The sequence below is a fragment of the Sulfitobacter sp. PM12 genome, from assembly GCF_045586035.1.
GTDB lineage: Bacteria > Pseudomonadota > Alphaproteobacteria > Rhodobacterales > Rhodobacteraceae > Sulfitobacter > Sulfitobacter pontiacus.
In genome coordinates this window covers 1,518,190-1,539,571 of sequence record NZ_CP151529.1, presented here as the reverse complement: position 1 = coordinate 1,539,571, position 21,382 = coordinate 1,518,190, and the positions used below count along the sequence as shown (strand labels likewise).

At 62.4% G+C, this 21,382-nt stretch carries 18 protein-coding genes; 6 read left to right on the top strand and 12 right to left on the bottom strand.

All coding sequences use genetic code 11. The features are described 5' to 3' along the window. Positions 1–27 precede the first annotated feature (27 nt). The gene (locus AADW22_RS07350; RefSeq protein WP_184582497.1) at positions 28–741 is read right to left on the bottom strand and encodes a tetratricopeptide repeat protein; all 714 of its coding nucleotides are present in this window, start codon (positions 739–741) and stop codon (positions 28–30) included. Positions 742–970: 229 nt separating this feature from the next. Here AADW22_RS07350 and AADW22_RS07345 point away from each other — a divergent pair, with 229 nt between their 5' ends. Together AADW22_RS07345 and AADW22_RS07340 are read left to right on the top strand one after the other, a co-directional pair. Next, positions 971–2,221: an efflux RND transporter periplasmic adaptor subunit gene (locus AADW22_RS07345; RefSeq protein WP_407473397.1), complete on the top strand. Its 1,251-nt coding sequence runs from the start codon at positions 971–973 to the stop codon at positions 2,219–2,221. Beyond that, positions 2,218–6,060, top strand: coding sequence for an efflux RND transporter permease subunit (locus AADW22_RS07340; protein ID WP_407473396.1), 3,843 nt, complete (start codon positions 2,218–2,220; stop codon positions 6,058–6,060). The genes AADW22_RS07345 and AADW22_RS07340 overlap by 4 nt, the downstream gene beginning before the upstream one ends. A 3-nt stretch (positions 6,061–6,063) precedes the next feature. On the opposite strand, the gene AADW22_RS07335 is transcribed toward AADW22_RS07340, so the two are convergent. Further along, a complete protein-coding gene (locus tag AADW22_RS07335) occupies positions 6,064–7,290 on the bottom strand; it encodes a multidrug effflux MFS transporter (protein WP_407473395.1) in 1,227 nt (408 codons plus the stop codon). A gap of 235 nt (positions 7,291–7,525) precedes the next feature. On the opposite strand from AADW22_RS07335, the gene AADW22_RS07330 reads away from it, so the two are divergent. After that, positions 7,526–7,984: a DUF302 domain-containing protein gene (locus tag AADW22_RS07330; protein ID WP_407473394.1), complete on the top strand. Its 459-nt coding sequence runs from the start codon at positions 7,526–7,528 to the stop codon at positions 7,982–7,984. 32 nt (positions 7,985–8,016) lie between these two features. Here AADW22_RS07330 and AADW22_RS07325 read toward each other — a convergent pair whose 3' ends face one another. After that, a complete protein-coding gene (locus AADW22_RS07325) occupies positions 8,017–9,816 on the bottom strand; it encodes an ABC transporter ATP-binding protein/permease (protein WP_037944991.1) in 1,800 nt (599 codons plus the stop codon). A gap of 144 nt (positions 9,817–9,960) precedes the next feature. Then, entirely contained in the window at positions 9,961–11,208 is a 1,248-nt protein-coding gene (locus AADW22_RS07320; RefSeq protein ID WP_407473393.1) for a peptigoglycan-binding protein LysM, read from the bottom strand. A 111-nt stretch (positions 11,209–11,319) separates the two neighbouring features. On the opposite strand from AADW22_RS07320, the gene AADW22_RS07315 reads away from it, so the two are divergent. Continuing rightward, positions 11,320–11,874 (top strand): TIGR00730 family Rossman fold protein, encoded by a 555-nt coding sequence (locus tag AADW22_RS07315; RefSeq protein WP_005852616.1) that lies wholly within the window; start codon positions 11,320–11,322, stop codon positions 11,872–11,874. 262 nt (positions 11,875–12,136) lie between these two features. On the opposite strand, the gene AADW22_RS07310 is transcribed toward AADW22_RS07315, so the two are convergent. The 8 genes from AADW22_RS07310 to AADW22_RS07275 form a co-directional block, all read right to left on the bottom strand. Next, positions 12,137–12,592, bottom strand: a complete 456-nt coding sequence (locus AADW22_RS07310; RefSeq protein ID WP_009826642.1) for a host attachment family protein — start codon at positions 12,590–12,592, stop codon at positions 12,137–12,139. After that, on the bottom strand, positions 12,589–12,828 hold the full coding sequence (locus AADW22_RS07305) for a hypothetical protein (protein WP_009826641.1): 240 nt from the start codon (positions 12,826–12,828) through the stop codon (positions 12,589–12,591). Before AADW22_RS07305 ends, AADW22_RS07310 begins: the two co-directional genes overlap by 4 nt. Before the next feature lie 123 nt (positions 12,829–12,951). Further along, the gene (locus AADW22_RS07300; RefSeq protein WP_005852611.1) at positions 12,952–13,551 is read right to left on the bottom strand and encodes a superoxide dismutase; all 600 of its coding nucleotides are present in this window, start codon (positions 13,549–13,551) and stop codon (positions 12,952–12,954) included. A 195-nt stretch (positions 13,552–13,746) separates the two neighbouring features. Next, positions 13,747–14,328, bottom strand: coding sequence for a sarcosine oxidase subunit gamma (locus AADW22_RS07295; RefSeq protein ID WP_260001808.1), 582 nt, complete (start codon positions 14,326–14,328; stop codon positions 13,747–13,749). After that, positions 14,321–17,338 carry a sarcosine oxidase subunit alpha family protein gene (locus AADW22_RS07290; RefSeq protein ID WP_407473392.1) on the bottom strand — a complete coding sequence of 1,006 codons (3,018 nt, stop codon included), beginning with the start codon at positions 17,336–17,338 and terminating at the stop codon, positions 14,321–14,323. The genes AADW22_RS07295 and AADW22_RS07290 overlap by 8 nt, the downstream gene beginning before the upstream one ends. Positions 17,339–17,417: 79 nt before the next feature. Beyond that, the gene (locus AADW22_RS07285) at positions 17,418–17,747 is read right to left on the bottom strand and encodes a sarcosine oxidase subunit delta (RefSeq protein ID WP_009826638.1); all 330 of its coding nucleotides are present in this window, start codon (positions 17,745–17,747) and stop codon (positions 17,418–17,420) included. Positions 17,748–17,840: 93 nt separating this feature from the next. Continuing rightward, complete coding sequence (locus tag AADW22_RS07280) at positions 17,841–18,077, bottom strand: hypothetical protein (protein ID WP_005852605.1); 237 nt, start codon at positions 18,075–18,077, stop codon at positions 17,841–17,843. 97 nt (positions 18,078–18,174) lie between these two features. Further along, the gene (locus AADW22_RS07275; protein WP_278376205.1) at positions 18,175–19,419 is read right to left on the bottom strand and encodes a sarcosine oxidase subunit beta family protein; all 1,245 of its coding nucleotides are present in this window, start codon (positions 19,417–19,419) and stop codon (positions 18,175–18,177) included. A gap of 234 nt (positions 19,420–19,653) precedes the next feature. Here AADW22_RS07275 and ccmI point away from each other — a divergent pair, with 234 nt between their 5' ends. After that, complete coding sequence (ccmI, locus tag AADW22_RS07270) at positions 19,654–20,880, top strand: c-type cytochrome biogenesis protein CcmI (protein WP_348655978.1); 1,227 nt, start codon at positions 19,654–19,656, stop codon at positions 20,878–20,880. Next, entirely contained in the window at positions 20,877–21,362 is a 486-nt protein-coding gene (gene ruvX / locus AADW22_RS07265) for a Holliday junction resolvase RuvX (RefSeq protein WP_407473391.1), read from the top strand. The genes ccmI and ruvX overlap by 4 nt, the downstream gene beginning before the upstream one ends. Positions 21,363–21,382 lie beyond the last annotated feature (20 nt).

Below are 21,382 nucleotides of genomic sequence, written 5' to 3'. Positions count from 1 at the left end.
CGTGTCACCTGAAGGGTTCAGGCAGGATTAGTTATTGTCTGCATCCAGCGCCGGCACGGTGTCCGTTTGCGGCGCGGGGGCTGCGGTACCCATTTGCGGATCCCCCCCCAAGGCGACAATCACCTGAAGGGCGCGTTGTTGCAAGTCCGAGGTCACATCCGCGTCGTTCAGGATCCCCTGATACCGTTCGATCGCCGCCTCGGGGGCGTCTTCTTCGATGTCGATCATGGCCAGTTGTTCTTGCGCCAGCAAGCGCAGGCTGCTGCCGGGCTGCGCCAGATTTTCCAACGCCAGACGGCGTTCATTGGCGGGCATATCCGATCCTTGCAGAGTAATCGCCTTGAACTGGGCGATTTCGCGGTAGATCGCGGGCACATCCGCATCCAGCCCGATCCCGTTCAAGGTGGCGACGGCGGCGTCGGTTTCGCCTGCTTCGGCTTGTTCGGCGGCTGTCAGCAAGCCCAGCATGGCACCAGCGCGGGGGTTTGTGGCCTCGATTTCTTCAAAGGCGGCAGCGCGGGCGGCTGTATCTTCAGCGGAAAGCGCTGCAAACATCGCGTCGCCAAGGGTTTCCGCCTCTGCGCGGGCCTGCGCTTTCTGGTATTCGTTCCACGCGGCCCCACCGACCAGCAGGATCACGGCCAGCACCGCAATCCAGCCATAGCGCTTGAGCATAAAGTAGAACCGGTCGCGGCGGACCTCTTCGTTTACTTCGTCGATGAAACTGTCTGTATCGCTCATGTGGTACCCGTCCCGCCTGATTTAACGCCCCTCTTAACCTGCGGCTGCGGGGCTGCCAAGGGCTTGGCTGCACAGCAAATGACCCACGCGTTGTTCACAAGGTCGCATGTCGCAAGTTTTTTCAATAGTGAACTATGCAGTTCAGTTTTATTCGCTTAAGCATTTGGCCCTATAGCATACGACATACTGCGGTGCCGCAACGCCCGCGTTTCACTGAACCGAGGCCCGAATGCGCATCTTCCCCCTTCTGGCGGCCATCGCCGTTTCCGCCCTGATGTATATGGCAATTTTCGAACGTGACGCCCTGTTGGGGCTGGCACAGGGGGCCGCGCAACCTCCGGCGCCTGCGGTGGATGCCGACAGCACCGATACCGCGTCCCCCTCCGATGTGGCAGAGCCCGCGCGCGTGAAGGTCGTGGTGCAGCGCAGCGCGGCGGCACCGCTCGCCTCTGCCGTGATCGTGCGCGGTCAGACCACGGCGGCGCGGCAGGTGGCGGTCAAGGCGGAAACCTCAGCCGTTGTGGTATCGGCCCCGCTGCGCAAGGGCGCGACCGTGAAAGCGGGCGATGTGCTGTGCGAGCTGGACCCCGGCACCCGTGGCGCGCAACAGGCAGAGGCGGAGGCCCGCCGCAACGAAGCACAATCCCGCGTCCCGGAGGCACAGGCCCGCGTGGCCGAGGCGCAGGCACGTCTGGATGAAACCCTGATCAAGCTGAACGCGGCACAAAAACTGGGCGAAGGCGGGTTTTCCTCGCAGACCACGCTGGCCACCGCCGAAGCTGCTGTCGCCGCCGCGCGCGCCGCACTCAGCTCTGCCGAGGCGGGGCTGAATGCAGCACATTCCGGCATTGAGGCTGCGGAGGCCGCCGTCGCCAGCACCCAGGCCGAGATTGACCGGCTGACCCTCACCGCGCCGTTCGAAGGGCTGCTGGAAAGCGACACCGCAGAGCTTGGCAGCCTGCTGCAAACCGGATCGCTTTGTGCGCAGGTGATCCAGCTTGACCCGATCAAACTGGTGGGCTTTGTCCCCGAGACCGAGGTTGACCGCGTCAGCCTTGGCGCGCAGGCGCAGGCGCGGCTGGCCGCGGGCGACCGCGAGATCGCAGGCACCGTCACTTTTATCTCGCGCGCCTCCGATCCGACGACGCGCACCTTTCAGGTGGAAATCGAGGTGCCCAACCCCGATCTGAGCATCCGCGACGGCCAGACCGCCGAAATCGCCATCGCCTCGGCCGGGGTCGAGGCGCATCTGCTGCCGCAATCGGCCCTGACGCTGAATGATGACGGCACCCTTGGCGTGCGTCTGATCGACGCCGCGAATACCGTTGATTTCGCCGCAGTCACACTTGTGCGCGACACGCCCGAAGGCATCTGGGTCACCGGCCTGCCTGAACAGGCAGATGTCATCGTTCTGGGACAGGAATATGTCACCGCTGGCGTGACCGTGACCCCGACCTTCCGCGACGAGGCCCCGGAATGAGCGGCATGGTCGATTGGGCCGCGGGCCGTGCCCGTATGGTCATGGCGTTTATCCTGCTGAGCCTCGTGGTGGGGGGCTACGCCTACTCCACCCTGCCCAAAGAGGGCGAGCCCGACATCGAGATCCCCGCGCTTTTCGTCTCGGTCCAGTTTCCGGGCATCTCTGCCGCGGATAGCGAAACCCTGCTGGTCAAACCGATGGAGACGGAGCTTTCCGATCTGGACGGCCTGAAGACCATGACCGGCACCGCCGCCGAAAACTACGCCGGTGTCGCGCTGGAATTCGAATTCGGCTGGGACAAGTCCAAGATCATGGCCGATGTGCGCGACGCGATGAGCACGGCGGAATCCAAATTCCCCGAAGGCTACGAGAAATATTCGATCACAGAGATCAACTTTTCCGAATTCCCCATCATCATCGTCAACCTGACCGGCCCCGTACCCGAACGTACCATGGCCCGCGTCGCGCGTGATCTGCAGGACGCGCTGGAAGGTGTGGATGCGGTGCTTGAAGCAGGGTTGGCGGGCGACCGTGACGAGATGCTTGAGGTGCTGATCGATCCCTTGCGGCTGGAAGCCTATGACGTGACCGCGGGCGAGCTGATCAATGTGGTGCAGAATAACAACCAGTTGATTGCCGCGGGCGAAGTGCAATCGGATCAGGGCAGTTTCTCGGTCAAGATCCCGTCCTCCTTTGATGAACCGCGCGATGTCTATGCGCTGCCGGTCAAGACCAACGGCGACCGCGTGGTGACACTGGGCGATCTGGCGACCATCAACCTGACCTTTGAAGACCGCGAAGGCACCGCACGGTTCAACGGGGAAAAGACGCTGGCGCTGCAGGTGGTCAAACGCAAGGGCTATAACCTGATCGACACCTCCACCCAGGTGAAAGAGATCGTCGCCGCCCAAAGCGCCGCCTGGCCAGAGGGGCTGAAAGCCGCTGTCACGCTTGGCACCTCGAACGACCAAAGCCGCATCGTCGACAGTATGGTGCAGCAGCTTCTGGGGTCGGTCTTTACCGCGATTGCGCTGGTGATGATCGTGGTGCTTGCCGCCCTGGGGATCCGTGCGGCCCTGCTGGTGGGCTTTGCGATTCCCACGTCGTTCCTGCTGTGTTTTGCCTTTCTCGCGCTGATGGGGATCTCCATCTCGAACATCGTGATGTTCGGGCTGATCCTTGCGGTGGGGATGCTGGTGGATGGCGCGATTGTTGTGGTGGAATATGCCGACGCGCGCCAGCAACAGGGCGAAGGCCCCATGGCCGCCTATGTCGAGGCCGCCAAACGCATGTTCTGGCCCATCATCTCGTCCACCGCGACCACCCTTTGCGCGTTCCTGCCCATGCTGTTCTGGCCCGGCGTCCCGGGGGAGTTCATGGGCATGTTGCCGGTCACGCTGATCTTTGTGCTCTCCGCCTCGCTTGTGGTGGCGCTGATCTATCTACCCGTCATGGGCGGCGTCACCGGACGGCTGGAACGCTGGATGGCGCAGAATATGACTGCCATCGCCAAGCTGCGGTTCTATCTGCATCTGCTGCTGTTTCCCATTGTCGCCGCGATGATCGCCCTGCCGCTGGCGCTGATGCAGCCGCTGTTTGCCGTGATCTCGGCGCAGTTCGCGGGCATGGACGGGCTGGATATCCTTGGCTCGGTCATTCCGGTCTTTGCTGTGGTCTTTATCTGCATCGCGGTGCTCTGCGCGCTGGTGGCGGTGGCGATATCGGGCGTGCTTTTGGGGCTGACCAGCTTTTTCGCGTTGTTCACCCGCATGGGCCGCGGGGGCCGCTGGGTCACATCGCGGCTGTTCCGCAAAGAGCCCACCGTGATCAAGGCCGGCTACCGTCGATCTGGCTTCGGGCGGCTCATTGCCTTTATCGCGGGCAATCCGGTGATGCCGCTGGTGGTCGCGGGGGTCGTCTTTGTCTTTGTCGGCACCACAATGATCTTCTTTGGCAACAACAGCAAAGGCGTGGAATTCTTTGTCGAATCCGAACCCGAGCAAGCGATTGTCTATGTGCTGGCAAGGGGCAACCTGTCGCTGGCGGAAAAAGACGCGATCATGCAGCAGGCGGAGGCGATTGTGCTGGCGCATCCCGGTGTCTCTACCGCCTTTGCCTTTGCTGGTGAGGGCGGGCTCGACAGCAATACCGGCGGGGCGCAGGCCCCCAAGGACAGCATCGGTCAGGTGCAGCTTGAAACCATCCCGTGGGAAGACCGCGCCCTGCGCCCGGAACTGGACGGCGACATCGTGATCGCAGAGCTCACGGAAGCGCTGAGCGCGATCCCCGGCATCAAGATCGAAATCCTTGCACAGGCGCGCGGCCCTGCGTCGGGCAAGCCGGTGCATCTGCGTCTGAAATCCGACAGTTTCACGGACCTGATCGCCGCGACGGCACAGGCCCGTGACACCTTCGAGAAAACCCCCGGCCTGACCCTGATCGAAGACACCCGCCCCCTGCCCGGCATCGACTGGCAGATCGACGTGGATGTCGCCAAGGCGGGGCAATACGGGGCTGATGTGGTCACCGTCGGCGCAATGGTGCAGCTGGTCACCCGCGGGCTGCTGCTGGACACGATGCGGGTCGACAGTTCGGACGAAGAGATCGAGATCAGGGTGCGCCTGCCGCAAGAGGACCGTGTGCTCAGCACGCTGGACACGCTGAAGGTGCGCACGGTGGATGGGCTGGTGCCGCTGTCGAACTTCATCACCCGCACCCCCGTGCCCAAGCTGGCAGAGATCAACCGGATCGATCAGAAACGCTATCTTGATGTAAAGGCCGATGTCTTCCCCGGGCTGGTCAAGCTGGTGCGCACGGTGGATGCCTCCCAAGGCACCGCGCAAGCGGGCACAGAACAGGCGGGCACGGGACAGACGGGCGAGACGACAATCACCCTCGCTACGATGCGCCCTGCGGGGGACGCGGGCGATATCACGGGGCCCGAGGGCGCGGCCTTCAAGATCACCAACCGGACCAATGCCGCCCAAGGCGTCGATCTACAACAAGAGCTGGACAATGGCAGCCTGCGCATGATCCCGATCAATGCCAACGAACGGATTGCGGAGCTGACCAAATGGCTGGAAACCCGGCCCCTGCCCGCGGGCGTCAGCTATGAATGGACCGGCGACCAAGAGGATCAGGCCGAAAGTCAGGCGTTCTTGTCCTCGGCCTTTACCGCGGCACTGGGGTTGATGTTCATCATCCTGCTGGCGCAGTTCAACAGCATCTACAACTCGGTGCTGGTGCTGCTGGCGGTGGTGCTATCGACCACGGGCGTGCTGATTGGCATGTTGGTGATGGATCAGACGTTTTCGATCATCATGACGGGCACGGGGATCGTGGCGCTGGCGGGGATCGTGGTGAACAATAACATCATCCTGATCGATACCTATCAGGAGTTCAGCCAGTACATGCCGCGGATCGAGGCGATCATTCGCACGGCGCAGGCCCGTATCCGCCCCGTTCTGCTGACCACCATCACCACGATGGCAGGGCTTGCGCCGATGATGTTCGGGCTGAGCCTCGACTTTGCCAATGGCGGCTACACCATCGACAGCCCCACAGCGCTGTGGTGGAAACAGCTGGCAACGGCGGTGGTCTTTGGTCTGGGCATTGCGACGGTGCTGACGCTGCTGGTCACCCCGTCCATGCTGGCGATCCGCGTGTGGGCCACCACCTACGCCCGCTGGATCGCGCGGCTGCTGGCCAAGATGTCGCTGGGGCGCGCCAGCAAATCCGCGCAGGACTGGGCGCTGGCGCGCGACGCACGCAGGCTGCAAACAACCGTGATCCAGTGGGAGGACACCGGACCGCCGGCCCATACCCCACCGGCGGAATGACCCTTAGGCCGCGGCGGGCATCTGGTCGGCCGCCGCGGCCTCCTGCTGCTGGCGCAGCTTGGGCATGGTAAAGATCACCAGCGCCAATGCCGCCACACCACACAGCGCGATGCTCACCACCATGGGCACGGCGGTGCCGTCAAAGAACGGCGTCGTCGCAGCGATGCAAAAGGCCCCCGTCAGCATTGTCAGGCTTCCGCTGAGCGAGGACGCCATACCCGCGCGCCGCCCATGCGCATCAAGTGCCGCAACCATCGCCGAAGGCACAACGACCCCCAGAAAGGAATAGGCCAGAAACAGCCCGATCAACAGCACCGGCAGCGAGCCGAAACCGGCGAGCACAACGCCCGTCAACAGCGCAGAGCAGACGGCAAAGCCGGTGACACCGCGCCCGATCAGCGTGGCAAGCCCCCACATATCCGCCAGACGCCCCGCCGCTTGCGTGGCGATAAAGAACCCCACCGCGTTAAAGGCGAAGGCCAGCGAGAACTCGGTCGGGGTCAGCCCGAATTGCCCCGTGTAGACGAAGGACGCGCTGGAGATGAACAAAAAGAAGCTCGCCATGCCGAAACCCGCGATGAAGGTCAGGCCGACGAACACCGGATCGCGGAACAGGATACCACAGCTACGCGACAGCTCGCGCAGATTGACCTTGCGGCGCTTGTCTGCGGTCAGCGTCTCGGGCAACGCGATCTGCGCCATCGTCAACGTCGCCGCCGCAAGGATCGCGAGGGCGAGGAAAATCTCGCGCCAGCTGCCGAAACTGACCACCGCGCTGCCCGCCAAAGGGGCCAGCATGGGCGAGACCGAGATCACCAGCATGATCGACGACATCAACCGCGTCGCCTGCGCACCGGTGTACATATCGCGCACAATGGCACGGGGAATGACCATCACCGTCGCCCCGCCGATGCCCTGCACCAGACGCCCCAAGACCAGCGTCTCGATATCGGGGGCGACAGCACAGATCACCGCGCCGACGCAGAAAATGCTCATCCCGATGGCAAGAGTCTTTTTGCGCCCGATCTGGTCGGACAGCGGCCCATAGACCAGCTGCGACACGCCGTAGGCGAGGAAATAGGCGACCAGCGTGATCTGGGCCGCCGAGACAGAGACATCCAGCGCCTCTTCGATCGCGGGCAAGGCAGGCAGATACATGTCGATGGCAAAAGGACCTGTCACACAGATAGAGCCAAGAATAAGGGCGGTACGGAACATTCCGGCAGGCATGGGTAGTCCTTCAAATTTATGGGCAGGGCTGTGGGGGTGCCACGCGTCGTGGCGCTCGGCCAGCGCTGAGCTAGCACATATGCACCCGACGGCAAGAATGCACCATGTTGTTTGTATGCATATACCGGCAATTCACTGCTTGTTGATCGAATTTTGCTCGTTCATGGGGCAAGACGTACTAGGTTCCAGAGGGAAGCCGTGGCCTACGGGCCGCGCAAACCGAAGGAGAGACCTCATGATCCGCAAGACACTCGCCGCGACAACGCTCGCCCTCACGACGCTGGCCGCCCTGCCCGCCGCCGCCGAGATCATCACCAAGATGAGCCCCCATTCCGTCCCCGACACAATCGACCGTCTGGAAACTGCAGTGACCGAAGCCGGTGCCACGGTCTTTGCCCGCGTGGACCACGCCGAAGGCGCGACCAAAGTGGATATGGAGCTGCGCCCGACCACGCTGCTGATCTTTGGCAACCCCAAGCTGGGCACGCCTGCGATGCTGGATGGTCAGACCGCCGGTCTGGACCTGCCCATGCGCGTGCTGGCCTATGCCGATGACAGCGGCATGGTGCATGTCAGCTACCACGACCCCGCCACTTTGGCCGCAGACCACGGGTTGCCCGATGACGCGGAATATCTGACCAAAATGACCGGCGCGCTGGACAAGCTCACCGACAAGGCCATCGCGGAGGAATAACCCCCGCGCCGACCAAACCTTGGCGGCGTCAGCTATTCACCCTCGGATTGCTGGCGTTGCCAAAGCTGTGCGTAACGCCCGTTGCGGGCCAGCAGATCGTCATGGGTGCCCTGCTCGACCACCTCGCCTTGCTCCAGCACGACGATACGGTCGGCCTCGGCCACGGTGGACAGGCGGTGCGCGATGGTCAGCACCGTGCGCCCCTTGCCCGCCTGACGCAGGGCATCCTGAATCTCGTGCTCCGTCTCGCTGTCCAGCGCGCTTGTTGCTTCGTCCAGCAGCAGGATCGGCGGGTTTTTCAGCAGGGTCCGCGCGATACCGACACGCTGCTTTTCCCCCCCTGACAGTTTCAGCCCGCGTTCACCCACAGCGGTTTCATATCCGTGGGGCAAACGCTGGATAAAGTCGTGGATCTGCGCCGATTTTGCCGCGGCCTCAATGTCTTCTTGCGTGGCGTTATCGCGGCCATAGGCAATGTTATAGCCGATGGTATCGTTGAACAGCACGGTATCCTGAGGCACCACGCCAATCGCGCGGTGCAGGCTGTCTTGGGTCACATCGCGCACATCTTGCCCGTCCACACGCACGGCACCGCCCTGCACATCGTAGAACCGGAACAGCAAACGCCCGATGGTGGATTTCCCCGATCCGGTAGAGCCGACAATCGCCACCATCTCTCCCGGGGCGGCTTCGATCGACACGCCCTTTAGGATCTCTCGGTCGTCGTCATAGCCAAAGCGCACGTTGTCCAGCGTGACACGCCCACCCGAGACTTGCAGCGCAGGGGCATCAGGCTTGTCCGAGATTTCGGCCGGTTGATCGAGCAGCGTGAACATCTGCCCCATATCGACCAGCGCCTGACGGATTTCGCGATAGACGGTCCCAAGGAAGTTCAGCGGCACGGTCAACTGCACCATATAGGCGTTGACCATGACGAAATCCCCCACGGTGAGATCACCGTTCTGCACCCCGATAGCGGCCAGGATCATCACGCCGACCAACCCGCAGGTGATCAGCAACGACTGGCCGAAGTTCAGGAAGGCAAGGGAGTAGTTCGTCTTGATCGCCGCCTCTTCATAGCCCGCCATCGCCGCGTCATAGCGCTGCGCCTCGCGCTGTTCGGCGACGAAATACTTGACGGTTTCATAGTTCAGCAGGCTGTCGATGGCCTTTTGATTGGCATCTGTGTCGCGGTCGTTCATCTGGCGGCGCAGCTTCACGCGCCACTCGGTCACCGCGAAGGTAAACCAGACGTAAAGCCCGATGGTGACCGTCACGATCAGCAGATACCACGCGTCGAACAGCACGGTCAGGATGATGCCGACCAGCAGCAGCTCCAGAATCAGCGGCCCGATCGAGAAGAGCAAGAAGCGCAGCAGGAATTCGACACCCTTGACCCCGCGTTCGATGATCCGGCTCAGCCCGCCGGTCTTGCGCGTGATGTGATAGCGCATCGACAGCTTGTGAATATGCTCGAACGTCTCCAGCGCAAGCATCCGCAGGGCGCGCTGGCCGACACGGGCAAAGACTGCGTCGCGCAGCTGTTGAAAGCCCACGTTCATCGCGCGGGCCATCCCATAGGCAATCGTAAGCCCCACCGCGCCAAGCGCCAGAAACGGCACGCCCTCATTCGCGAGAGCATCCACCGCATCTTTGTAAAGTACGGGAATAACAACAGAAATCAGCTTGGACACCACCAAGAAGATCAGCGCCCAGACCACGCGTTTCTTGACCCAAGGCATATCGTCGGGCCACAGGTAGGGGGCCACCTTGCGCAGGACAAGCAGGTTCGACTGCCGTTCTGCAGCTTGGGCGATCTCCTCTTCTGTCATGGGATATTGGGTGGCGGGCTTGGGCTGGCTGGCAGTGCGCGGGCTATCGGCTGACATGAACGATCCTGTGTGGTTGCCCCTTACATAGGGCCGTCAGCCGGATCATGCCAGTGCAGCAGTTTCATCTGTCTGCATAGCCGCTCGTCAATCGGGCAGATCAAAGACCTGACCGGGATAGATCAGATCGGGATCGCGGATTGATGAGCGGTTGGCGGCAAAGACGCGCACATAGAGCGTCGGGTCGCCATAGCGTTCGCGGGCGATGGCCCAAAGCGTGGCCCCTTCCTGCACGGTCACCGCCTTGATCGGGCCGTCGTTGTCTGCGGTGGCACGGGCCAGCACCTCGGGGGATTCACGTTTGAAGGGGGTTTCGACGCGGCTGATCACGTCGCCGCCCTGATCCAGCTCATCTACACGCAGGGTGTAGATGCCGGTCTTGATATCCTCGATATCGCCGCGCCAACGGCCTTGGGGGTCCACCTCAAGCGCGCCGACGCTGCGGTTGTCCAGATACACCCGCACGGAAGACGCCTGCGCCTGTGCGCGCCCCGCCAGCCGGACCTCGCCCTCATCGGAATAGGTGATCGTATCGAGCGCGATGCGGTCTGTCACCTCGGGCGCGGTGCCGGGCAGTAATTCCACACCATCGGCGTCGGATTTCAACAGGGCGACGGGGGTATCAGCAGACGGGCGCGCGGGATCGGGCTGCGGCGTCACGGCGGCGATCTCGGTAATCTCGGGGGCGCTGCCCTCGGGTCCTACCCCTCGCGGTTCCGCGACCGAAGCGGAGGCCGTTTCAGGGGCCGTGTCGTCTGGCGTAGCCTCTGATGTGGTGTCTATGGATACGTCTGATGTATCCGACAGTGCCACCTGCGCCACGGCAGGTGCGGTGATCGGGGCCAAGATGACTTCCTCGACCGAGGCGACGGGGCCTGTTTCGGCATCCGCGCTCAGGCTCAGGATCTTGCCGCTGCCATCGGGCGGCAAAATGGCAAGCGTGGCGAATTTGCCAGAGCGATCGGCCTGCGCGCTGGCGACCTCTGCCCCGTTGCTGATGACGCTGACGCGGGCCCCTGGTGCTGCGCGGCCTGCGATCACGGTCATCCCGTCCCCCTCGCGGCGCACCTCGTCAAAGCTGGGGGTGGCGGGCGATGCGGCAGGATCAGGCGTTTGCGGCGCAGGGGGAACGGTGGCGGCGGCCTTGGTGTCTTTGGGTGCGGTGGCGGTCTGCGCGGGGGGCTGGGCCGCGGGTTTCGGCTTGGCCGCTGTGTTCTTCGTCGTGTCCGGCACGACGGGATCCGCATCTTGCGACCAGATATATCCCGCAACGGCAACCGCCACGACCAGCGCGGCGCCCGCAAACTGAGCACCCCGCGTTTGAAACACCGACATCCCGTTCATCCCTTTGAACTTCCCCACATTGAGGACTTGTACCAAGCAGGCTATCACGGGTCAAAATGCAGCTGCATGCCATGTGCATATTCGCAAAAAGGACCCCCGTTTATGATCCAGAAATCCGTATGTGTTTACTGCGGCTCGCGCCCCGGTGATGACCCCGAATATACCGCACAAGCCGACGCTTTGGGGCGCGCTTTGGCGCAGAACGATTGGCGGCTGGTCTATGGCGCGGGGGACGTGGGGCTGATGGGCACCGTTGCACGCGCAGCGCAAACGGCGGGCGGCACGACCTTTGGCGTGATCCCCGATCATCTGGTGAAATGGGAGGTCGGCAAGACCGATCTGACCACCTATGTCGTGACCGAAACCATGCATGAACGCAAAAAGGTGATGTTCATGAATTGCGATGCCGTGGTGGTCCTGCCCGGCGGTGCCGGATCACTGGACGAGCTGTTCGAAGTGCTGACCTGGCGCCAGTTGGGGCTACATCAGAAGCCGGTAATCCTATTGAATACAAATGGTTACTGGGATCCTCTCACAGCGCTTCTGGATCATGTCGTCGCCCGCGGCTTTGCCGAAGAAAGCCTGCTTGGCTATGTGGATACGGTCGATGACGTTGACGGCGCGCTGGACGTTCTGCGCCGCAGCCTGACCGCATAGAGGTACGCACGGTAGCCCGCGCGGTTGTGCAGAAAGCGCCTGCGCGGCAACGGGTTGATCGGCGGCGAAGCAGGATCAGGAGTGCTATAGGCGGTAGGTTAAAGCGGCCAACGCCATACTCCCTGTTCGCCGCGAGCACGCGCGATACAGCAAAGGGCACCCACGTCTGGATGCCCTTTCAAATCACCGCCCTGCGGCAACCCGAATACCTATAGATTTGACCGCATAGCCGGATTTCTACTGTTGCTATGCGGCCACATCCTCACGCTGTTTCAAGCGTCGATTTCACGATATTCTCGATCTCTTCGATGGGGTGGTTCGTCAGCGTCTTGGGAATTTCGCCCACGACCTTGTCCGCGACCTCTTTGTGCATCTCGTGACGCAACTCGCCCAGAGTGTTCGGCGGTGCGACCAGAATGATCTTGTCGAACTTGCCCTTATGCGCCTGTTTGTACAGAATATCCGCCAGTTCGCTGGCAAAGCGGTCCTTGGACAGCTGGTGCCAGTCGGTGTCGTCCACAGCCGAGCGGTGCACGGACGGGCCATCGTTGAAGCGTCCACGACGATTGGCGGCCTGATCGCGGTTGGGCGGGTTGTCCTGCTCTTCCTCGCGGAAAACCTGCAAGAACGGATCCTCTCCGTCGGTTTCATTCACCATGAACAGCGCTTTTTCACCATCTGCGATCAGCACCCAGGTGCCATTTTCAATCTTGGTCATGCGTCTTCTCCGTGGTTGCGTTTGTCTTCGCCGGTGACGCGGGTGTCAGCGCCGGGTTTGTCGACCACCTGTTTCTCTTCGTCCTGTGTGCCGACATCGCGTTGCAGCCCCCCGCCCGAGCGGCCCTGATGGTCAATATCATCGGCTTCGCTGATGTATTTGTCGGTTTCCTTGACGCCGTCCTTCGATCTGTGACGCTCTGCCATCGTGGTCTCCTTCTCATCTTGTGGGTTCATGGATAAAACGCCCCAATCACGCCCGCGGTTCCACAAGAAAAGGCCCCACAGCGGAATGCTGCAGGGCCTTTCACATAAATATTTCAACAGGTTGGCGCGATGCCTTAACCCATCATATCGCGATTACATGCGCGACGCGACATTGTCCCAGTTGACCAGATTGTCGAGGAAGTTCGACAGGTAGTCGGGGCGCGCGTTGCGGAAATCGATGTAGTAGGAGTGTTCCCAAACGTCGCAGCCCAGCAGTGCGGTTTGGCCGAAACAGACAGGGTTCACGCCGTTTTCGGTCTTGGTCACTTTCAGGCCACCATCAGTGTCCTTGACCAGCCACGCCCAACCGGAGCCGAACTGACCGCCGCCGGCTGCTTTGAATTCATCCTTGAACTTATCGACAGAGCCAAAGCTTTCGGTGATCGCTTTTTCCAGCTCGGACGGCATCTTGCTGTCTTCGGGGGACATCATTTCCCAGAACTGGTTGTGGTTCCACAGCTGGCTGATGTTGTTGAAGATACCGCTTTGCGCAACCGCATCAGGGTTGTAGGTGCCCTTGATGATTTCCTCGAGGGTCTTGCCTTCCCACTCGGTGCCTTCAATGGCTTTGTTGCCGTTGGTCACATAGGCGTTGTGGTGCTTATCGTGGTGATATTCCAGCGTTTCCTTGGACATACCTTTGGATGCAAGCGCATCGTGGGCATAGGGAAGATCAGGAAGAGTAAAAGCCATGAGAAAAGCCTCCGTTATTGAATTGCGTCTGGGTCACATGAAGCCCGTCCCGTCATAAGGTCAAGTGCTGATCGACCCGCAAGGGGGAAACCGGCACAGCCGACGGGGCGCTTCTACCGTCACCCGCTTAAGGGTAAAACGGCTGGCTGGGGCGAATGTTCCCGCCAGTCTGCCGCCCTGCCCCTGACCAGCGGCTTACCGCGCTGTGCTATAATATTCGGGGGCGGACCCGGGCTGTGCCGCGGTTTTAAGCAGATCAAACACATATTGCGCGACCGAGCGGAAGCAGACCAGACGGAAGCTGTCGCCGTCCTCGATCCAAAACGCCGCCGGCACCTGCGCCAGCCGCGTGCGGCGGATCATGCCGGGGGTGAAACTGTCTGGCGACAGATCCACCGGGGCGAGCTTGGCCAGCACATCGCGGCTGTGCGCCCCGCTGATGCGAAACACCGCCCGCGCGTCCGAGACATTGACCGCCAGCGTGTGATTGCTGCCAAAGCATTTGGTCAGCATGTCGATGGTGTCGCTGACCTGATCGTAGGGGCAGAGCAACAGCAGCTCGTCCGGTGACATCCACGCGACACCGCGATCCCCGTTGATCTGGACGCTGCGGGTATCGGGAAGGCCCAGGCCGACGGCCTTTTTCAGCGCCTTCTTCATATAGCCCGCCCCCAGATCCCCGCGGACAGAGATCATGCCAATCGGGTCCATCAGGGTCACCTCGGCAATGCCGCCGGTGAATTCCGCCGCTTTCAATGCGCTTACCGCCTCAGACATTTTGCTTGGCCCCTTCTTTGTCATAGAACACCGGATCGACGATTTTCGCCTGATAGGTCTTGCCGTCGGTTCCGGGGAAATCGATCACCTCGCCCATGCGGTCCGGCCCGTTCAGCACCAGCCCCATCGCGATCCCCTTACCCAAGGTCGGCGAATGATAGGTCGAGGTGACACGCCCGATCATATTGCGCTGGCCGTTCTCGTTCTCGCCCTCGCCCACGGCATAGGCCCCGTCCGGCAGGGTGCTGCCGTCGGTTGTTTCCAGCCCCACCAGTTTCCAGCGCGTCGGGTCCACCATATGAGACCGCTGCTGCGCGCGCTTGCCCAAGTAGTCGTCTTTCTTTTTCGAGATCGCCCAGTTCAGCCCCAGATCCTGCGGGATCACGGTGCCGTCGGTTTCGTCCCCGATCATGATAAAGCCCTTTTCTGCGCGCAGGATGTGCAGACATTCGGTCCCATAAGGCATCACGCCCAGATCATTGCCCGCCACCATCAGCGCATCCCAGAAGGCCTGCCCCTGCCCTGCATCCACCGCGATCTCGTAGCTCAGCTCGCCCGAGAAAGAGATCCGGTAAACGCGGCACTTGAAGCCCCCCAGCGTACCGTCCGCCCACTCCATAAAGGCCAGCGCGTCCTTGCTGACATCCATGCCGCCCAGCTTTTCCAGACATTTGCGTGCGTTGGGGCCGACCACGGCGATCTGCGCATATTGCTCGGTGACATTGGCGACATAGACATTGAAATCCCACCACTCGGTCTGGAGCCATTCTTCCATATGCTGGTGGATGCTTTCCGCGCCGCCTGTCGTTGTGTGGCACAAGAAGGTGTCGTCATCGATCCGCGCAACGACACCATCGTCGATCAGGAACCCGTTTTCCGAGCACATCAGGCCATAGCGGCATTTACCCGGTTTCAGCGTGCTCATCATATTGGTGTAAAGCATGTCGAGGAAGCGCCCCGCGTCCGGTCCCTTGACGATGATCTTGCCAAGGGTGGAGGCATCCAGCATCCCCAGTTTGCTGCGCGTGTTGGTGACCTCGCGCATCACCGCGTCATGGGTGGTTTCGCCCTTGCGCGGATAGGCATAGGGGCGTCGCCATTGGCCGACGGGTTCCCATTCGGCACCGTTCGCGTCGTGCCAATCATGCAGCGGGGTGCGGCGGATCGGTTGGAACACATCGCCACGCGCCTCGCCCGCGATCGCGCCCATCGAAATCGGGTGGTACGGCGGGCGGAAGGTGGTGGTCCCAACGGCGGGAATATCCGCGTCCATCGCGCCCGCCAGCGTTGCCAGCCCGTTGATATTGCTGAGCTTCCCCTGATCCGTCGCCATGCCGAGCGTGGTATAGCGTTTGGCGTGCTCGACGCTGACAAAGCCTTCTTGCGCGGCAAGCCGCACGTCTGACACTTTGACATCGTTCTGATAATCCAGCCACGTCTTCTCGCGCAGCTTCACATTTGCGCCTTGCGGCATCATCCACACGGGGGCGAGCGGCGCTTCCTCTTGCCGGTCGGCGTTCGGCGAGACAGCATCGGCGGGCAGCTTGAACCCCAGCGTCGTGACCACCCCATCCGCGGCGGCATGAGCGTCGTGCAAGATATCATCCAGCGCAAAGAACCCACCCGCGGCACCGGCAGCGGTGACAAAACCATGCCCGTCCGCCCCCAGCGGCGGATTGTTCACATCGGGGCGGAACATGGCCCCGGCGGTATCCCAGGTCAGCTTGCCGCCGCAATGGGACCACAGATGCACCACCGGCGACCAGCCGCCCGACATGGCCACGGCGTCGCAGGGGAAGGTTTCAAGCACCGCACCCTCGCCCGCCTGGCTGCACACCTCTACGCCTGTCACGCGTTTGCCGCCCGTGACCCGCGCCACGGCGTGCCCCATCATCACCCGAATGCCCAGATCTTTGGCGCGCGTCATCAGCGCGGAATCCTGCGGCAGCACGCGGGCATCCAGAATGGCGGGCACGGTCAGACCGGCCTCGGTCAAGGCGATGGCGGTGCGGTAGGCGTCGTCATTATTGGTGACCACCACCGTGCGATCCCCGACCGACACACCATAGTTCACCAGATAATCCCGCACAGATGCGGCCAGCATCACGCCCGGGATGTCATTGCCAGCAAAGGACAAAGGCCGTTCAATCGCGCCGGTGGCGGTCACGATATGACCGGCGCGAATACGCCAGAGCCGGTGGCGCGGTCCGGCAATCTCCGGCGCGTGGTCCGTCAGACGTTCATAGCCCAGCACATAGCCGTGGTCATAGACGCCCGCCCCCATGACACGGGTGCGCAGGGTGACGTTTGCCATCCCCGACAGCTCTGCCACCAGTGCGTCGATGAAGTCGGCGACAGGCGTGCCATCGACCGTGCCACCATCCACGGGCGCGCGGCCGCCCCAATGGGCGGTCTGTTCCAGCACGATGACCTTGGCACCGGACAGGGCCGCGGTGCGCGCGGCCTCTAGCCCCGCGACACCACCGCCGATGATCAGCACGTCGCAAAAGGCGTGGAAATGTTCATAGGTATCGCCATCCGTCTCCTTGGGCGCTTTGCCCAGACCGGCAGAGTGGCGGATGATCGGCTCGTAGACATGCTTCCAGAAGGGGCGCGGGTGGATGAACATCTTGTAGTAGAAGCCCGCGGGCAGAAAGCGGCTCAGGTGTTTGTTGATCGCGCCAACGTCGAATTCGAGGCTGGGCCAGTGGTTCTGGCTTTCCGCCTTGAGCCCGTCGAAAAGATCGGTGGTCGTGGCGCGTTGGTTGGGCTCGAACCGGTCGCCCTGCCCGAGGTTCACCAGCGCGTTGGGTTCTTCCGGGCCCGCCGCCACGATGCCGCGCGGACGGTGGTATTTGAACGACCGCCCCACCAGCATCTGGTCATTCGCCAGCAAGGCCGAGGCCAGGGTATCGCCCTCGAAGCCGCGCAGCTGCTTTCCGTTGAACGAAAAACTGACAGCATTTGATTTGTTCAGCAGGCGGCCGCCTGTGGCAATTCTGGTGCTCATGAAGTCAAACCTTGGTGTGGGGCGAAAGCGCGGGCGCCTCCGGCGGGAGTTTTCTTGGCAAAATGAAGAACGGCGGCGGTCATGGGGCGGCGGAGGCCTGCCAATCGGGGCGACGGTCCTGTATCTTGTCGATGATCTCTTGCGGGACCGTGCTGGTCTGGGCGGTATAGGTGCCGAAGACTTCGAGCGTCATGGTATCGCGCGCGGCGTGGAACCATTTGCCACAGCCATAGACATGCCGCCAGCGTTCAAAATGCACGCCCTTGGGGTTTTCCCGCATGAACAGGTATTTTTCGAAGTCGCTATCCGAGGACCCCGGACCAAAACGTTTCAGATGCGCCTCGCCGCCCGCGTGGAATTCGGTTTCCTCGGCGGTGATGCCGCAGTTGGGGCATGTCAGGGTCAGCATGGGGCGCTCCTTTCTAGGGTCGGTTGAAACGCAAAAAGGCCAGCCCCCGCGCGAGGGCCAGCCTTGATCATATTGGATAGAGCGGAAAGCGGCTTAGTTGCCGGTTGCTTCCTCGGCCGCGCCTTCAACGGCATCGGCAGCACCATCAGCCGCGCCTTCGACATTGACGTTGATGTCGCCAGAGTCGTCCATCGGGTTGCCACCGGCGAAGAAGTAAAAGCCGAAGCCAAGGACCAGAACGACGAGAACGCCGATGACGATCCCCGATCCGGTGCCGCTGGTTTTGTTGACGGTGGTGTGTGGCGCTTGGTTGTTGTCAGGCGTAGCCATGGGAATGGTCCTTCATAAACTTGATATGAAGTGCTAACCCCGTTCACAGGCAAAAAGTTCCACAGCCCCATTGGGCGGGCAGGTTTCCGCGCGCCGGTCAATGCGCCACCCCGGCGGCCACGGATTCGTCGATGAACCGCCCTTCCTGGAACCGGTTCAGGCCGAAGGCATCCGTCAGCGGCGACCGTCCCTTGGCCATCAGCTCGGCCATTGCCCAGCCCGAGCCGGGGATCGCCTTGAACCCGCCGGTACCCCAGCCACAGTTGACGAAGACGCCCTCGACCGGTGTTCTAGACAGGATCGGAGAGCGGTCCCCCGTCACATCCACAATACCGCCCCATTGGCGCAACATCTTGAGACGGGACACCATCGGAAAGGTCTCGACCAGGGCGCGGACCGTTTCCTCGATATGATGGAAAGAGCCGCGTTGGGTGTAGTTGTTATAGCCATCGGTGCCGCCGCCGATCACCATCTCGCCCTTGTCGGATTGGCTCATGTAGCCATGCACCGTATTGGCCATGACCACCACATCCATGCAGGGTTTGATCGGCTCTGACACCAGCGCTTGCAGGGCGACGGATTCGATCGGCAGACGGAAGCCCGCCATATCAGCCAGATGACCAGAGTGGCCCGCGACCACCATGCCCAGTTTGTCACAGTCGATATCGCCACGGTTGGTCGACACGCCCGTCACCTTGCCGTTTTCCTGACGGATGCCGGTGACCTCGCATTTCTGGATCACGTCCATGCCCATATCGGAACAGGCCCGCGCATAGCCCCAGGCCACCGCATCATGGCGTGCTGTGCCGCCGCGGCGCTGCCAGAGCCCGCCCAGAACCGGATAACGTGGCCCGTCAATATTGATGATCGGCACCAGTTCCTTGACCTTTTCGGGCCCGATGAATTCGGTCTGCACCCCCTGCAGCGCGTTGGCATGGGCCGTGCGCTGGTAGCCGCGCACTTCGTGATGGGTCTGCGCCAGCATGATCACGCCGCGCGGGCTGAACATGACGTTATAGTTCAGATCCTGGCTCATCGTCTCGTAAAGCGAGCGCGCCTTTTCATAGATCGCAGCGGAGGGGTCTTGCAGGTAGTTGGACCGGATGATCGTGGTGTTGCGGCCCGTGTTACCGCCCCCAAGCCAGCCTTTTTCCAGAATGGCGACATTGGTGATGCCGAAGTTTTTACCCAGGTAATAGGCCGTCGCCAGACCATGCCCCCCTGCCCCGACGATGATCACGTCATAGCGTTTCTTCGGCTGCGCATCGCGCCAGGCCCGCTGCCAGCCGGTATGATGGCGCAGGGCTTCGCGGGCGACGGCAAAGGCTGAGTATTTCTTCATGAAAGCGGTCTCCGGCAAAGATTCGTACGCCGTGGCGTAGGCTTGGCTTCTTTCTGGGTCTTCGGGCGAAAAAGAGGATACCCGGCGCGGCATTCCTTAACAGTTTTACGACATCCGCCGCAATCTGGCAAAAACCAAGCCGCCGCCGCGACAAGGTGCAGCAATATGGCCTCTTTTGTCACGTCGCCGCAGCGGTTAGGTGTGCAGCACCTATAATTACTGGACCGCATCTTTATGAGTTTCTGGATCATCGCCGCCGCCGGTGCCGCCCTTGTGACCGTGTTGCTGGCGCGTGCCCTGACCCGTGGGGCCAGCGCGCCAGCTGAAACCGGTGCCGCCCATGATGTGCAGGTCTATCGCGACCAGCTGGCCGAGGTTGAACGCGATGTCGCGCGCGGGGTGTTGCCCGAAGCCGACGCCATCCGCGTGCGCACCGAAATCTCGCGCCGTATTCTGGCCGCGGATGCTGCCGGACAAAATACTCCCGCCGCAAGTGGCACGCCGTCGCCTATCGTTATTGCGGTGATCGCGCTGGTCTTGCTGGGAGGGAGCCTTGGGCTCTACTGGCAGTTGGGTGCGCCCGGCTATGGGGATCTGGCGTTGCAGGACCGTATCGCGCGGGCCGAAGACATGCGCCGGAACCGACCCGATCAGGCCACCGCCGAGGCAGAGCTGCCCGCCGCCGACCTGCCGCCCGAGCTCAGCCCCGAATATGAAGCGCTGCTGACCCGCCTGCGCGAAACAGTTGCCGCGCGGCCCGATGATGTGCAGGGCCATGTCCTGCTGGCCCAGAACGAGGCGCGCGTTGGCAACTATGCCGCCGCCGCCGCCGCGCAGGGCAAGGTTGTGCGCCTCAAGGGGGCGGAGGCCTCGATTGACGATGTGTCGGGCTATGCGGAACTGCTGGTGATGGCAGCGGGGGGCTATGTCTCGCCCGAAGCCGAGGCGGTGTTGCGCGCGGTGCTGACCCGTGATGTCGAAAACGGCACGGCGCGATATTATTGGGGGCTGATGCTGGTGCAAACCGGGCGCCCAGATCTGGCGTTCCGCATGTGGGACGGGTTGCTGCGCCGCGGCCCCGAAGATGCCCCGTGGATCGCGCCTATCCTGGCGCAAATCACCCCTATCGCCACGATGGCCGGTGTGGACTATACCGTGCCCGAGATTGGCAGCGGCGCGCTGCGCGGCCCCTCGGCCGAGGATATCGACGCGGCGCAGGATATGACCCCTGCCGAACGGATGGAGATGATCGGCGGCATGGTCGAAAGCCTGTCGTCGCGGCTTGCCAGCCAGGGCGGGCCGGTCGAGGATTGGGCGCGATTGATCACGTCGCTTGGCGTGCTGGGGGAAACGACACGGGCACGGGCGATTTACGAGAATGCGGTAGAGGTCTTTGCCGATGACCCCGCCGCGATGGATGATATTCAACGCGCGGGCGAACGCGCCGGGGTGACCGAATGATCTATGACGACATATCAGATTTTGCCGCCGCCCTGCCCTCGATGCAGGCGTTGATCGGGTTGGACCTTGGGGAAAAAACCATCGGCGTTGCGGTCAGCGACAGCTTTCTGTCCATCGCCACCCCGCTGGAAACCGTCCGCCGCAAGAAATTCGGGGTTGATGCCGCCCGCCTGTCAGAGATCATTGCCGCCCGCGGGATCGGCGGGGTGGTGCTGGGCCTGCCGCGCAATATGGACGGATCGGAAGGGGCGCGCTGTCAGTCGACACGGGCCTTTGCGCGGAACTTTGACCGGCTGGGAGATATTCCCATCGGGTTCTGGGACGAACGGCTGAGCACGGTCGCCGCGGAACGTGCGCTGCTGGAGGCCGATACATCGCGTCGCCGCCGCGCCGAGGTGATCGACCACGTGGCCGCGGGCTATATTCTGCAAGGGGTGCTGGACCGTTTGCGTGTGATCAAGGCGCAGGGCGCGTCGGCCTGAGGCCACATAAGCGCGACAGC